Below are 15,152 nucleotides of genomic sequence, written 5' to 3'. Positions count from 1 at the left end.
CGCCCCTCATGAGGAGCAAGCGTGGTACCTAGTCATTACGAATTTGCGGAAAGCACCGACGTGTAACCCAGTAACATGTTCAAGTCGTTAAAGGCATAGGACTCGCCAGCATATGCCGTCGACCCATATAGCGGGCTGGTCGTATCCGTAGACGTCATGGTATTCATGACGGTTAAGACCTGCTGATAAAGGTCGGTATCTCCCACCGCAGCCGCAATCTGGGCGACGTAACCATAGTTGGACGGCGCATCGTTGGTGTCGACCGGCGTCCCATCCAATTTGTAATTGTTATAAATGTGGCGGTCAGCCGTGTTCGCTTTCAGCCAGTTCAGGGAAGCCGCCGGGAGCTCATGTACCTTAGCGAGATTCAACATGGTGAGCAAGGCATCGGTAATATTGATGTGGCCTTCCGAAATGCTCGGGTCCTCGCTAGCGTCCGCCGCCACCTGATAGTTTCCCGTGCTGTAGTCATAGTACGTGGCAAAGAACGGGAACTGGTCACTGATGTAGCTGTCCTTAATCAGCTTTAGCTGTTGCTGATAGGCCGTTTCTCCGGCGGTGTTGCCAGAAGCATACAAGCCCTTAGCTTCATAAACGGCTTTCAACGTCGCTAGGTCCAAGTAGTCCAAACGAATGCGCTTTTCTTGTCCGTTTGAATTGTACCCATTGATCATTTGGTAGTACGCATTCAAATCGTATTTCGCAAACCCATTCATCAGGTTCTTGATCCAAGTAACGCGGTCATTGTTGCCAGGATCCTTTTGGTTCATAATCAATAGCGCCTGAATGATTCGCAGATCATCGATTGAGGCACTTCCCTGTGTAAGGGTATGGTCGGCACCTTCAGCGCGCCAATTAAAAATGCCCTTGTCGCTATCATAGAACCGTTTAACCATTCCGGAAAATGCCGTATCAAAGTCCGTGACATCCCCTTGATTGGCCAAGGCTAGTAGCCACAAACTCGTGGTTTCACTCAGTTGTTCATATGAGCCACCGGTTTGTCCCGCTTTGTAGCTTGAGTACAGCACGCCGTCAGCATCGGCTAATCCCGACTTCACAAAGCTAGTCATGTTCTTTTCCAAACCCGCCCGTGTACTCTCTGCAGTTGCATCGAGTCCAGACAACGTCGGACTAAGGCCGCTAAGCGAACTGATTTTAGTCAGGTCCGCATCCTGCGCCGCCGTGGCGGTATCCTCTGCCGGAGCACTGGCCAACGTGTACGTCACTGTCCCTGTGTAAGTCCCCGTATAGGTCGTCACTGGAACGTCCGTGTGCAGATTGCCTTTGGTGTCATCCTGGCTATTGCCCACGATTGTTTCGGAGCCGTCGTTGGTCGTCGGTTGATAATCGTAAATTGCTTGCGCAGCAGTCGTCAGTAATGTTTGATGTTGACCGTTACCGTAATACAACGGCAAGGTCCGGCCGTTAGCCGTCAACCCATCCGTCTGGGCCGTTAACTGATACGAGTCTCCGGCCGCATTGGTCGAACTGACGCCCAATTTAAAATTGTTTGCCGGAACCATGCCGGCACCGACCTTAGGCGAACCGAAGTCGATGGTGGCTTCACTTCCCGTGTCCGAACCTGTATCAATCGCATACGACTTGGGGAGGGCAAGAGTCACTGGCACAGTCACCGTAGCTAGGTAATTCATCTCACCGTTGGTTGCTTGCTTTCCTACTTGGTCAAACAAGTTGAAGGTAAAGTCCCCGTTAGTTAGATTGGTATTGGCCGTATCAATCGTCAGCAAGGGATGATCCGGGTCCGTCTTATTTAAAGTAATCCCGGTTTGCGTACCACCATTCATATCAATACCTAAGTATCGATAGTCCTGTCCTGGCTCACCATGATAGTACTGGCTTAAATCTAGGGTCATGGTCCGCCCATCACGAGACGTTTGCCAATCTGGATCAGCAATCGACCAAGTTTGGTAGTTACCCGAGGCCCCAGAAATGGTGGTCCCACTGGTGATTTGATTTGCACCATAAGCCATTTTGGTCAATTTGACTGTCTTGGACAAATCAGGTAAGTCGCCAGTCAAGGCATTATAAGATACATCTAAACTGGCCAAATTCGTCGCTGCACGCAACTCGGGGAGACTACCGCTAAGCTGATTACGCTCGGCTTCAAGATAAGTTAGGCTAGAATCAAACCAGGCAGCCGGCAACTCACCAGTAAAGCCATTATTGCTAAGGTACACCTGAGTCAAATTAGTCAACTGAGAAATATTGCCAAGCGTTCCTGACAACTGATTAGAATTAAGGTCTAAAATCGACAAATTCTTCAGGTCGGCCCAATCAGCTGGGATAGTTCCGGTTAACTTATTGCTTCTTAACTGGAGTTGAGTCAACCCAGACCAAGCAGCCGCTGAGAATTGACTCAAGGCACCCTTCAAGTCGTTATCTGATAGATTGAGCACCGTTAGCTTATCATCTGCATAATCAGTGACCCCAGCTTCAGATAGTGCATCCGAATTAGCAATTAAACTAGTCAAGTTGGTGAGCTTGTTCAACCCCCAACCCGCCAGAGATCCGCCTAAATCGGAACTATCAATTTCAAGGGATTGTAATGAGGTCAGTTGGCCCAAGACAGCACTGTTTGTCGGTTTGAGATCAACATCACCATCTGCAGCTAAATCACAGTCAGTTAGTTTAAGTTCAGTGAGATTAGTCGCATACGCTAACCCCGACAGATTACTAACATTTGATACATCCAGCTTCTTGATGTTAGCAAGATTGGCTTTGGTCAGCTTCTGTGTTCCCAACGCCGCTTGCAAAGCTGCCTGTAGATTTTTATCTGGCAGCCAAGAGGTTTCGGGCTCTTGCAAGTTCAGTGTCAAATCAACCAGCTTATTATCAGCTAACATCATGACATCCGCAGTCAAATCCCCATTCTCAAGCTTTTGCAGGCCACTCGCCGTTAACGTAAAGTTAATTTGATTGGCAGCCAAGTTGGACGTAAACGTGATATCTTGATTGTCCAAACCACCCGAAACTGCAAAGCTAGGGCTATCTGTCTGGCTAAAGCCTAACGTCGACGCATCGATTGTGCCAGTCGGTGTCGCACGATTAACCGTAATGGTTTGCGAAGCCGAAGTCATCGGTACGGTGGCATCTAACGTATTTCCTGCATTGTAATAAGTGCCATCTTTAATGTCAAAGCTGGGGAGTTTCAGTTCTTTTCCACCACAGACACTAAGGTCAACGACGAAGCGATGGTTGGTCGCATCCCACGTCACGCCTTTGGGCATCGTAGCGCCTGTGGTGACGCTGTCGCCATAGACATACTTAGGTGCGTCCGCCGTGCCTTCGTCTGTCGAAACGAACCCCTTGTACCAATTAGACAATGGGATGTACGCCGTTTTATCAGCTAAATTGTACGAAATATTCTGACCTGGCGTTAATGTTGTGACCGCAATTCCCGCCTTAGGTGCATCAGGATTGTCGGCATGATTGGGCATACCAATGTCGTTGTCATTAGTTAATTTGTACGACACTGTCGACTTAGCCAAATCCTTTAAATCAGCTCCAGCAGAACTCGCATCTACCACCAAGCCATCATTCGCGCCATCATCCTTTCCATCGAGCGTACTTTGCACAGATATTCCGTTAAGGACCGACCAGTCTCCTGGCGCCTTTTTAATCGTTGAACCTGTAAAATTAACCTGTTGTAAACCCGTAGCGTACTGCAGCCCGGTTAGATCGGTAATCCCCGTCACATGGTCACTGGCATGAGTACCGTCGCTATTAATGATATTCAGATAGAGAATATCCGCCATCATGGCTGGCGTTACTTGTGAGACAGCAGTCGTTTCATGGCCACCATGATCATCATTCGAGTAGTCCCAACTATGTAGCGCTGTGTAAACTAGCTTCTGCAGATTCTTATCCGGCATCCAATCATCAATCGACTCATCACTAGTCGCCGAACTGGCGGTAGTCGCACTACTTGCCGCCATCGCGGTCGCGCTCACTGCCTGAAGCGGTACGACCAGCGAAATGATTAGGACTAGCCACAACGTGACACATTGCTGTAATTTTTTCGACTTATTTGGCAAAAGCGCACCTCCTCATCCCCATGATCCGTTTACGCTTGATTTGCTTGGTTCTTTCCCAGGTGTTTTCTGAGCCACTTGTACAGTTCGTACAACAGGACCAGCACAGCCAAGACGACAATGGCGTCCATCAGGTAGTCCTTCCAAGTCTTTTGTGGCCCAAAGTTGGCGGCGTGCTTCTTGACGTTGGCCACCTGCGCATTGGTAACGGTGAACTGCTTTTGGAACCGCCAGGAGTACCCGCCCTTCGCCGTCAGCGTGCCCGCCAACGTGTACGTGCCCGCGGCCAGTTGTTTGTTTTCCAAATCCAGGTTCAGGTTGAAATTACTTTGTGGCGCGAACGTCATCTGTTCCTTGGTAAACTGCTTCACGACTTTTTGTTGACTGTTCGTGAGCTTGGCCCGCAACTTACCTTGACCCACCAGACCACGCGTTTGGTTGGCCATCCCTAAACGCAATGTCGGCCGCGCTTGCGCTAAGCCGTAGTGGGCTTGGCGAAATTTCACGACGGGTGCCGTGACGGTGCGACTGCGTTGGTTATAAAATTCCAAGCCAATCACGTACTGCACGTGGGCCACGACCCCGGTCGCTTTGTGCTTCGCTTGAGACCGCCGATTGGCACCGTGCTCCGCAATCGTGAAGCCGCCCAGCATCACCCCACTAAACCGCTTAGCTGGCGCCGTGAATTTGAACGGCACCTTGACCGTGTGCTTGCCCAGCACCTTGACCGATTTGGTCCGCGCTGGTGTCATGATCTGCTTGAGCTGTGCCGGGAGTTGGGCATTGGTATTGTTGGTGCCATAGTCCAGGATGCCGTTGGTGTTGGTCGACGCGATGCGCGGCGTGATGTCAAATGTGTTGGTCTTTTGGCCATTGTTAGTGACCGATAAGACCAAGACCCGTTTCTGACCCGGCGTGACCTTGAAATCAAAATAGTCCACGCGCTTGGCGTTGTCCGTTGGCAGTTCCGGTGCCACCGTGAAGCTGGCGGGCGTGCCGTTACTGGCAGCCTGCGCGGTGACGGAGACCCCCAGTCCCAGAATCGTGAAGCAGACGAGGGCTAAGACGAGCGCCCATTTTCTTTGCAGTTTCATCATCGAATCTTTCTCCCCTAACTGACAAATATGTATCCCCAAAAGCCCAACAGGCCGGGGACAAACCATCCCAGGCCCTACGGCTAGTTGAACTAGCCAAAACGTGTGCCCATAGGCAACCAGCTTTGCTTAAACCTGATGACCCCAATCCAGGATCATTCGGCTATCAGCCTTGCTTGCCGGTTAATCGCCTCTAGGCACACGTTCGTTTAGACTTTTTGGAGCTCTCACCACATGATGTGGTTGAAAGTTAACTTAACTTTTTAATGAAATAATGCACGGTCACGGCCACCAGCAAGATGACCCCTAGGAATACCGTGGACCCAACGGCCACTTCACCCGTCTGCGGCAACCGCCCCCAGGCCACGGTTAACGTCGACGTCGGCCGCTTGGGTGGCGTCTGTCGTGGCCGTACGATGGTTGCGCGCCGGTCACTGGCGACGGAGCCGGTCGACACGGAGTTAAAGATGGGCATCCGCGGCAACTTAGACCCCGAGACCACCAAGGCTTGATTGGGGATCTGGGTCAACTTCTGCGGTTGAACTGCCGGTTGTCGAGACCGTTGACTGGCCGCTCGACTGGGCTGTGTCGCCGGTTGTTGCCCCGACTGACTGCTGGACAACTGACTCGTCGCTTCACTGGATCCCCGATTGCTGGTGCTTTGACGCGAGGACTGACTGGCGCTATGGCTAGATTCCTGTCCAATCGTCACGCCAACCGATTTTTGCGTTGCCATCTTCTAGCCCCCTCTGTTGCTAGTGGATAGACTTCCCGCTATTCGGTTGGGCCAGCCGTAAGCGTGTAGGTTAACGGCGCCGTATAAGTCCCAGCATACTCTGCTGAAGGCAAATCCAGAGTGGCCCCTTTTAAATCAGTGGTTGAAGTCCCCATCCCTGCATCCTTAGCTGCAGTAAATACAGGAACCGCCGTAGCTGTGTCCGAGGCCGAGTCTGCAGCCGTAAGCGTAGCAGCTGGTGCTGTAGCAGTCCCTGATGGGATAGCCGCATTCATCTTCAGCTGTGCCCCCGTCAAAATATGATTGGCATCATCGGAGAAAGCCCCTAATGCAGCTGAAACTGTCCAACCGGCACCAGTTCCCCGGTCGTCGTCAACTGAAAGAACTGAGCCTGTATAAGTATCAGCCGTATTCTTATTACTAAACCCTGTGGCTTTCAGGCCTGTCTGCTCTCCTGTTGACACCTTAGCATCCCCAAACTGAAATGAAGGTGCTTCTTGCATACTATTCTCGTCCTTGGTGAATTGAAGGTCGCCTCCCGTTACCGTCACACTAGCAGACTTGCTAGCACTGTCCGCTGTCGTATCCGTATCCGCGGCACTGGCCCCCGTCGATAACGCCAATGGCAACACCATGCCCAATACCACTGCAGAAGCTAATAATCCTGTTTTCATCTTCATTTTTCTTCACGCGAAAGTAACCCCGGCCGACAAGTTGCTCCCGAACTCCCTTCTATGTAAATTGTGCTACTCCGGTCATTGAAACGTTTTATAAAATTTTCTTTATCGAACATTTTACAAAACGAATAATCTTGAAAACGATTCTATTAACGGTTTTACACGTTTTAGTATAGCACCATTTTAAATGTGGCGAGACCACAATTAGCCGTTTGTGCCAGTGATTGTCCGGCGTATCCGGGCCCAGCTTAAGATTTCTGAAGCACCTAACCTCGAAAACCTGAGCTAATCAAAAAAAGCGGTCGCGATGATTCCCTCTCACAGGCCAGTCGCCGCTACCGCTATTGCTATTTTTAACCGTTTCGGCCCAACGCCAATCCCCCGTCAAAAATGCCATTTCTCAGCATTCATCGCCTTCTCAGCCGTCTTCCAGTGGGCCAGCAGAAGATTCACTGCCTCCCGGTTGTAACGGTCACCCTGGCCGTCGACACCCTTTCCTCGCGCGTCTTCTAAGCGGTTAGCACCGGAGCCCCGCACACAACTGGGCAGCTGCCGCCCCGCCAGTTGGGTCGCCGTCAAGAGGTGCTTTAAGGTGATCACGTGCTCCCAGCTATCGCCGAAGTCGTATTCGTAAATCACCGGCCCGACCGCAACATCGGTGTACAGATGCCCCTGGGACGCGGGCATGTCCGCCGAGTCACCCCATTCATCGACCGATTGCACGTACATTTGCTCGCGTTTTCCCTTGGGCCAGAAGCCGTAGAGGTGCTCATTTTCCCAGCCAAACGCCAGCTGTAACAACACGTGTAGTTGGTCGTAACGGATGTCGATAGGGACCAACAACGTCCGCCACGTCGCCGGACGAACATCCTTTAATTTAATCGTGATTTCCATTGCAATGGGTTTCTCTGGCATGATAATTCCTCCTCGTTTTTTAAAAGTAAACATTCAGCTCATCCATCATGGCCGAGCGCCGGTGATAACGCTGCCGCCAGTCTCTTGCCACCTGATTGGCAGCCGGTCGGCCACCAGGCAACTTGAACAGGTCAGTCAGCCAGGCGACCAACTGGTGGTACTGGGTGCGGGACTTCGCCGACTGGGCCGCCTGATGCAGCTCTTGCACGTATTTTTCAACCAGCTGCGGAGCAAATTGCGGCAACAAGAGCCGTTGATAGGCCCGCACCGCCTGTAATCCCGGTCGGGCCAGGACCCCCGCTAGTAAGGCGGTGGTCGACTGGTCCACGGCCAACAAGGGCAACCAATCCGTGTCTTGCGGCAATCCGGCCAACAGGTATTGACGCCGCTGTGGCCATTGTTCAGGCGCACACTGGCGCTTCAAGGCCTGGTAAAAGCCCGTATCTCCCAGACTGTAGCTCAGGACCAATAGGGACCGTTGCAATTCTAACGTGGCGGTCCGAGCCAACTGCCGGTACAACTGGCGCAGTGGGTCGCTAAAATCCGCTTTGTCCCACGACGAGGCAGCCTGTTGGCCCAGGATCAATTGGCGCACGGCCGTTGTGTAATCCTGCTGGTCCAGCCGCAGCGCCACGTACGCCAACCGCGCCTGCTTGGTGCTGAGATAGCCCACACAGAACCGTTCGATCTTGGCCGGTGGCAGCTTGAGCTGTTGCATGGCCAATAAATGCAGCTTCACCCAGCGATTGCGCTGCCGCTGGCGTTCCCGCCGATCCCGAATCTGGGGCACGATAGTCAACTGATGGGCAGTCCAGTCGACTTTTTCCTGAAGAAAGTCCGGCTCTAGAAAGGTATCAAACATCACGGTCAGCGCATCCGTTGTGACTACTCCCAGCCGCAACACGTCCGCTAAGAACCAGTCGAACGCGGCTTTTTTCACCCGGTAGTCGGCTGATTTAAGCACCCGGCGCCAGGCGTGCGCACACGCATCGACCAGCCACATGGTCTCGTCTTCCAGACCGTCATCGAACACCAACTCGGCGATGTTCAAGGCCACCTGGTTAACTACCTCAACGGCCAGCTTCACCTGTTTTGCCGCCAACAATCGCCGCACCGTTTGCGCCAAGAAATCGCCAATAGCCGTGGTAAGTGCGTCCCCCTGGGGATAGTCAACGAAATAGGTGCCGCCCGTGTACTTTAGTATGATTTGGTCCAGCTGGTGTTGGTAGTCGCTCAGATCCGTGCCCGGCTTGTGGGGATCACGGCCCAACTGTTGCGCAAACCGGGGCATTAATCCGGGATCGACCTGCATCATTTGGGCCAAGAAGTCGCGCACCTGCTGATCCGTCGCGCGCTTTAAGAGGCCAGCGACGGTCGTTTCGTCAGGGATGCTGGCAGCCACGTCATCGGCCATAAACAAGACCGCGGCCATGTGCTTGCAGTAGTGATCCCCCGCGGCATACGGGCAGGTACAATTGCCCGCCAGTAGCCGTTCGCCATCTACGTCGAGCGTGACTTGATAGCGTTTACTCCCCAACACTGTCGCCGTGATCTGCCCATCGCGGTGCCGAAAATTTGTCACCAGGTCCTGCTGATAATAGTCCCAGCCCCGCTTAATGATTTGTGGCTCAAATAACGTTTCCCAGTCCATCGTCCCCATCCCCTTTCGTGTAGTTGTTTCTACTATACCAGCCTAGCGCCGGAAACACACGGCCTGCTGACCCTACTTCACCTGCCCCTTCTTCTCCCGCAAGAATTCCACAAAGGCTGCCGCCGCGCGTGAGTGAACCTGTTGGGCGCGCCAGACCAAAGCGGAGCGGAGTTCTAGCTTGGGGACTAGGGGAATGAATTTCAAGTGGTCAAAGTGTTGATTCAATTTCAAACACACCACGACGCCGCGGTTGTGCTGGGCCAGCATGGCCGCGTTGTACAACAGATTGTACTGGGCCAGGTTGCCCATTTCCGCCGCGTACTTGCCCGACCAATTTGTCAGCTCGTCGTGACCCAGCTTGTCCAAGACCGTGATGACCGGAGTGCCGACCAAATCGCCGGGGTGAATCGCCTCATAGTCGGCAAATTTAGACGTCTCGTGGGCCAAAATGCCCCAGGTCTCTTTGCTGGCCATCCGGACGAAATCATACCGGTCCATTGCGATAGGTTCGATCAACAGGCCGACGTCAATCACGCCGCGGTCGATGCCGGCCTTGATGTCATCGGTATTGCCGCTGTGCAGGGCAAACTTCACTTGGGGATGGCACTGCTGGAAGGTATCCATCAGGTCGGCCACCTCTGCCATGCTCTGCAACTCGCTACAACCGATTGCCACCGTTCCCATCAACACCTCACTCGCCTGCAGGTCAGCCTGGGTCCGCGTCATCAGGTTGACCATGTCCTGGGCGCGTTGCCGAAATAGCTGCCCGGCCGGCGTCAACGTGAAGCTGTGGCCGCTGCGGTCAAATAACGCCACGCCCATTTCCTGTTCCACCCCCTTGAGTTGACGTGATAGCGTGGGTTGCGTCACGTGCAGTAGTGCCGCTGCACGAGTGACGTTGCCCTCCTTGGCCGTCATTAAAAAGTAATTCAAGACGCGTAAATCCATGGTAACGCCCTCCAATTTCCTCATTTCCCTGATTCTAGCACAACTATTCAGTTTTTGTATCGTCAACATGTAAACTAAGTATTTTACGAATCGCCCAAACACGTGTAGGCTAGTGCCTAAAGTTGATTTGACGATGAAAGGAAGTTTTAATCCATGGAATACGTGACCTTCAATAACGGTGTCCAGATGCCCATCTTGGGCTACGGCACCTTTCAAACGCCACCGGCTGTCACCGCGCAAAACGTGACCAACGCCATCAATCTGGGCTATCGCAGCATTGATACTGCTCAGGTCTACGGTACGGAACCCGGCGTCGGCACCGCGATTGCCAACAGCGGGCTAGCCCGCGACCAATTTTTCGTCACCACCAAGACGCAAACGGACGGCTACGAAGCGACCGCTCACGGCCTGGACGAGTCGCTGCAACGCTTGGGCGGCGACTACTTCGACCTGGTGCTGATCCACTGGCCCACGGCCCATCGCTTGGAGACCTATCGCGCCCTAGAAGACGCCTACCAAGCCGGCAAGGTCCGTGCCATCGGCCTCAGTAATTTCAACCCCCAGCAACTCGATGACCTCCTGGCCAACAGCCACGTCAAGCCGGTCATCGACCAAGTGGAGACCCACCTTTTCTGGCAACAGGCCAAGCTACGGCCCTACCTCACTGCCCACGACATCATTCACGAATCCTGGGCGCCACTGGGGGAAAACTTTGGGCCCGAAATGATGGCGTTACCGGCCGTGACGACCATCGCCCAAGCCCACGGCGTTACGCCTGCGCAGGTGCTGCTTCGCTGGTTGACCCAACAGGGCATCGTCACCATCCCCAAGTCCACCAACGTTGATCACCTCGCAACCAACCTGGCGTCACTAGACTTTGATTTGACGCCAGCCGAAATCGCCAGCCTCCGCCAATTTGACCGCCACCATTCCATCAAGGATTGGCCGCAGTCGATGCGTGAGGACCGTTACTAATTGAAAGGAAGTTATCTGATGAAAATTGCTGTTATTGGCGCCTTTGGTAAATCTGGTCAGGCCATTATCCATGAAGCCAAGCAACGCGGGCACACCGTGTTGGCCATCGCCCATCGCGACCATCCCGACATCACCTTGGGAGCGGATCGCCTATTGATCAAGGACCTCTTTGACCTGACGAAAGCCGACCTGGCCGACGTTGACGCCGTGATCGATGCCGTCAGTGCCTGGACGCCGGCAACCTTTGCCGTCCACACCACCGGGATTTCCCATCTCGCCTCATTGCTGGCGGGCACGGCGACCCGTTATCTCAAGGTCGGTGGGGCCGGCACGCTGTACATCAACGCCGAACACACCCAGATGCTAAAGGACCGCGCCGACTATCCGGCCGACTGGCTGCCCTTGGCCGACGTCTTAGTGGCCAGCCTCAACCGACTCCGGTCCTATTCCAACTTGGCGTGGACCTACGTGACTCCGGCCTTCAATTACGATGCGACCGGCGCGGCAACCGGCCACTACCACGTCGACGGCGAGGATTACCTGGCCACCGACGATGCCGACAGCTATATTAGCTACGCCGACTACGCGACCGGCATGATTGATTTGCTGGAAAGTGGCCGCTACGTGCGCCAACGGATCACGTTGGTGGGCGGTGAACGATAATTTTATAGACATTAAAGGCTGACCAGCCGGGAGAAATTCCGCGCCTGGTCAGCCTTTTAGTTACTTTTCCAATGAAAGAATCGTCGTCAATGTGGCTACTATCTGGAGTTGAGCCGACTGACTGCTTCAGCCGAGAGTTCGCCAAATACAGGACAACGCCCCTCCTGTTGGCCAGTTTCAAACTCAGATGATGACTTGTCGTTAAGCTTGCCCAGTCAAAACCCGCTGCGGTAGCGTCGCCAAAAACCGTTCCCGCACGTCATCGGTGGTAGTGTTGGCCTCTCCCAAGTGAATCCAGTTGGTGTGCTGCGGATCAATGCCAATGTCGGCGAAGACGCGGTTGATCAGGTTGCCCTGAATGGGGTCGCCGGCCTGGGTCCGCAGGTAATCTTTCGTCACCGTGGCCGTTGTGATGACCGTGGTCTTTTGGATATTGGTCAATAAGCCGCGCCACGCGGGAGTCTCCTCGTAGGCGAACCCCTTGAGCATGACCTTGTCGAAAAATCCCTTGAGTTCGGCGGGCAACTGGAACCACCAAATTGGCGTGATGACTACCAATTCCGTGGACTGGCCGAGCAGCTGCTGGTAGTGCTTGACCAACGGGTACGGCGTCTCACCGCGACTGAACAAGCGCAGCTCCTCCGGTGAATACCGCGGGTCAAAGCCGTCTTGATACAAGTCGATGACCTGAAAGGCCTGCTGGGTCTGGGTAAAATAGTCCGTGAGTTGCGTCAAAATGCCGTGATTGAGGCTACCGGCATAGGGGTGAGCGTAAACAATCGTCTTCATGAAACGGACCTCCTTTAAGGTGTTGCCTAGAGTCTATGCTATACTCAGTAGACAAACAAGTACGCAAATCAAAGTGCGGTACTCACCCAAAGGAGTGTGTCCATGGCTGACATTGACTACATCAAGGAAAATCGTTTGGAAGACACTGGCTTCGCCTACACCCTGCGGCTCATCGGGGGCAAATACAAGATGCAGGCACTCTACGCCCTGTACCTCAACCACGCCCCGTTGCGCTACAACGCCTTAAAACGGCTACTAGTGCCTATTTCATTTAAAACACTGACCAACACCTTACGCGAGCTCGAGGCAGACGGGCTCATCCGTCGCGAGGAATACCCCCAGATTCCGCCCAAGGTCGAATACAGTCTGACGGCGCTGGGCGAGTCGCTCATCCCCGTCATGGAAGGCCTCTGCAACTGGGGTGAACAGCAACAAGCAAAGGAAAGTGAGCCAAAAGACGATTAGCCGATGAGCCTTAGAGTCGATAGCCGCAGACTTCCAGACTTGGTTGGTCGGGCTAGTCGGTTTAAGCCGCGGTTGTCTTTGGCCGGCCGTCTTGGCTAATTTAATAACTACGCAAAAGCGCTTGAGGTAGTTTGCACCCCAAGCGCTTTTATAATACGAGTTCAATTTATGCCGGCAGCACTTCAATCGTGGCTCCGGTCGGTTCGGTCGAAATCATCCGTGCTAGTGAGGCGTCTCCCGCATACTTCTGTTGATAAGCTTGCGTAATCTGGGCCAACAGGCAGCCGGTTCCGCTTCATTTTGGAAAAATAATTAGTCGGACAACAGGATGAACCACACCGTTCCGTGGTTGTCAAACCAGTAAATGCCAATCTTAGTGGTCGTCGCCCGTAAGACCGTTTGGGTATAGTCCGGTTGGTTGTGACCCGTAATCATGTAAAAATCAATCGTCGCTTGGCTTAACCGTTGACTGTTCTTCAGGTCGGCCTTACTGCTGGTGCTCCCAATTTCCATCACATTGCTATCGGTGGGTAATCCCAACTTAGCAGTCTCCTGATCATAAGCTTTCCAGTTAACTTTGGTTTCAGCATTTTTCCCGACTGTTAGCCAACTGGCGTGCGTCTTTAACATTTTGACGCGCGTCGAGTCCAGACGCAATGGTGCAATCCCCTTGGCGGCCCGGTAAATATTGGCTTGTTTCACGAAGCGCTTCGCCATGGCCGCATTCATTGTGGCCACGGCAGGCGTTGCTTTACCGGACTTGAGGTATCCCCGCCAAAGCCAGCCTTTGACCTTACTCGTATTGATGTAGTAATAAACTTTCTTCTTACCATTTTGCTTGATAGTCGCATGCTTGGTCACATACAGCGTCAAGTGCTGATAGGATTGGGCTTTGCCCCGCACCTTATTCAGCTTCTTTGACGTATAGATAGTACCCTTCGTGGCATGATAGGCGGCCCGCTTCACCTTCGTGACCTTGACCGTCTTCGTCGCGGCTTGGGCGGGAAGTGCCGGGAGGACGACTAATCCCAGAATGCCCACGCTCGCCAGAATCATTAACTGTTTGCCAAATCTTTTCATCAGTAGAACCCTCCATTAACTTTTAAATCAAATAGTCGGGTTGTGTACGACATGTCTGCTTGATCTTCAACGCCAGAAATGTTAATCACGTAGGCGTGGTTGACTTTTAGTTGACTCTTCTTGGGTAAGAAGTAAACTGTGGTCCCGAAAAAGCCATAACCTGTTTGATTGGCATTGACGTGCGTCACTTTCACCGTCTTCTTGGCAGTCTTATCATAGACCCGCACTTGGGGGGTTGAATGACTATCACCCGTGTCTTCGTCAGGCCATGAGACCGACCATGGTGCTCCCTGGCTAACTAGTGCATACGGCATCAGGCCTGCCCGCGGAAAGGCGGTCTTCTTAACAGGCGTTGCTGCGTCATAGCTATTATCAGCAAAAACTCTTAAATCGTTGTAACCACCAGCCTGACCGACACCAACGCGATCGATGCCTCCCAGGAGCCACAACCGGTGGCCAGGTTCTAAGCCACTAAGATCAGCATCATCACTGAGATATCCCGTCACAATATCATAAGGGGCGGTCGCTCCCTGATAAAGATTACTCTGCTTGGTTGCGTCGGCTCCTTTCTGCCAATTAGCCTTAGAAACAAAGCTAGGCCGCTTAAATCCAACCAAGCCGTGGGACAAGCCCTTATCCGCAGCGGCCAACGTGGCTGCACCGTACTGGGCTGAGGTGTTCCAGTCACTATCAGCCTGAACCTTGCTCAGGCCAAACATGGTCCGGTAGAAATTGATCCAGTTGACGGTCCGGTTGATGTAGCTGGCACTCAGTTTACCGGGACGAAAGGGCTTCTTCAGCCGCGGCTTTTGCGCGTACATCCCCTTGGTCGTCACGCCAATCCGTTTGGCTTGCTTGCGGTAACGCAAGACCTGGGACCACTGCTTAGCCGTGTAGTATTTCTTTTCTTTGGCAGTCTTCTTGGCCTTTTTAGTCTTCTTGGCTTTTTTAGTCTTTTTGGCTTTTTGCTGCTTCGCCTTCTTGGCTTTGGTCTTCTTCGCCGCTTGAACCGTCGTCTGTGGTGTCACGGTCTCAACGACCCCACCACCGACCAGAACGGTCAACGCGCTGACGGCCAATAGCCGCGTGAGTTTTTTCACGAAATTT

13 protein-coding genes are annotated in these 15,152 nt (G+C 53.2%); 3 read left to right on the top strand and 10 right to left on the bottom strand.

The window, feature by feature from the left end; translation table 11 throughout:
- Window positions 1-35 precede the first annotated feature (35 nt).
- The 7 genes from LKH74_RS04085 to LKH74_RS04055 all read right to left on the bottom strand — a co-directional run bounded on the left by LKH74_RS04085 (window position 36) and on the right by LKH74_RS04055 (window position 10,073).
- Window positions 36-4,055, bottom strand: coding sequence for a leucine-rich repeat domain-containing protein (locus LKH74_RS04085; protein ID WP_287788323.1), 4,020 nt, complete (start codon window positions 4,053-4,055; stop codon window positions 36-38).
- Window positions 4,056-4,084: 29 nt separating this feature from the next.
- Window positions 4,085-5,149 (bottom strand): DUF916 domain-containing protein, encoded by a 1,065-nt coding sequence (locus tag LKH74_RS04080; protein WP_287788322.1) that lies wholly within the window; start codon window positions 5,147-5,149, stop codon window positions 4,085-4,087.
- 247 nt (window positions 5,150-5,396) lie between these two features.
- The gene (locus LKH74_RS04075; protein WP_287788321.1) at window positions 5,397-5,882 is read right to left on the bottom strand and encodes an LPXTG cell wall anchor domain-containing protein; all 486 of its coding nucleotides are present in this window, start codon (window positions 5,880-5,882) and stop codon (window positions 5,397-5,399) included.
- 38 nt (window positions 5,883-5,920) lie between these two features.
- Window positions 5,921-6,556, bottom strand: coding sequence for a WxL domain-containing protein (locus LKH74_RS04070; RefSeq protein ID WP_287788320.1), 636 nt, complete (start codon window positions 6,554-6,556; stop codon window positions 5,921-5,923).
- Between the two features lie 387 nt (window positions 6,557-6,943).
- Entirely contained in the window at window positions 6,944-7,474 is a 531-nt protein-coding gene (locus LKH74_RS04065) for a plasmid pRiA4b ORF-3 family protein (RefSeq protein ID WP_287788319.1), read from the bottom strand.
- A gap of 19 nt (window positions 7,475-7,493) precedes the next feature.
- Window positions 7,494-9,125, bottom strand: coding sequence for an SWIM zinc finger family protein (locus tag LKH74_RS04060; RefSeq protein WP_287788318.1), 1,632 nt, complete (start codon window positions 9,123-9,125; stop codon window positions 7,494-7,496).
- A gap of 72 nt (window positions 9,126-9,197) precedes the next feature.
- Window positions 9,198-10,073, bottom strand: coding sequence for a LysR family transcriptional regulator (locus LKH74_RS04055; RefSeq protein ID WP_287788317.1), 876 nt, complete (start codon window positions 10,071-10,073; stop codon window positions 9,198-9,200).
- 153 nt (window positions 10,074-10,226) lie between these two features.
- Here LKH74_RS04055 and LKH74_RS04050 point away from each other — a divergent pair, with 153 nt between their 5' ends.
- Together LKH74_RS04050 and LKH74_RS04045 are read left to right on the top strand one after the other, a co-directional pair.
- The gene (locus LKH74_RS04050; RefSeq protein WP_287788315.1) at window positions 10,227-11,048 is read left to right on the top strand and encodes an aldo/keto reductase; all 822 of its coding nucleotides are present in this window, start codon (window positions 10,227-10,229) and stop codon (window positions 11,046-11,048) included.
- An 18-nt stretch (window positions 11,049-11,066) separates the two neighbouring features.
- On the top strand, window positions 11,067-11,711 hold the full coding sequence (locus tag LKH74_RS04045; protein WP_287788314.1) for an NAD(P)-dependent oxidoreductase: 645 nt from the start codon (window positions 11,067-11,069) through the stop codon (window positions 11,709-11,711).
- Window positions 11,712-11,912: 201 nt separating this feature from the next.
- On the opposite strand, the gene LKH74_RS04040 is transcribed toward LKH74_RS04045, so the two are convergent.
- Window positions 11,913-12,500, bottom strand: a complete 588-nt coding sequence (locus tag LKH74_RS04040) for an NAD(P)H-dependent oxidoreductase (protein ID WP_287788312.1) — start codon at window positions 12,498-12,500, stop codon at window positions 11,913-11,915.
- A 102-nt stretch (window positions 12,501-12,602) separates the two neighbouring features.
- On the opposite strand from LKH74_RS04040, the gene LKH74_RS04035 reads away from it, so the two are divergent.
- Window positions 12,603-12,965 carry a winged helix-turn-helix transcriptional regulator gene (locus LKH74_RS04035; protein ID WP_287788310.1) on the top strand — a complete coding sequence of 121 codons (363 nt, stop codon included), beginning with the start codon at window positions 12,603-12,605 and terminating at the stop codon, window positions 12,963-12,965.
- A 312-nt stretch (window positions 12,966-13,277) separates the two neighbouring features.
- On the opposite strand, the gene LKH74_RS04030 is transcribed toward LKH74_RS04035, so the two are convergent.
- Complete coding sequence (locus LKH74_RS04030; RefSeq protein WP_287788309.1) at window positions 13,278-14,045, bottom strand: hypothetical protein; 768 nt, start codon at window positions 14,043-14,045, stop codon at window positions 13,278-13,280.
- Window positions 14,045-15,145 (bottom strand): CAP domain-containing protein, encoded by a 1,101-nt coding sequence (locus LKH74_RS04025; RefSeq protein ID WP_287788307.1) that lies wholly within the window; start codon window positions 15,143-15,145, stop codon window positions 14,045-14,047. Before LKH74_RS04025 ends, LKH74_RS04030 begins: the two co-directional genes overlap by 1 nt.
- Between the last annotated feature and the right edge of the window lie 7 nt (window positions 15,146-15,152).

It is taken from the genome of Levilactobacillus sp. (genome assembly GCF_022646225.1).
Lineage (GTDB): Bacteria > Bacillota > Bacilli > Lactobacillales > Lactobacillaceae > Levilactobacillus > Levilactobacillus suantsaiihabitans.
Note: the sequence above shows the minus strand (reverse complement) of the source record. Positions and strands in the feature narration are given on the sequence as shown.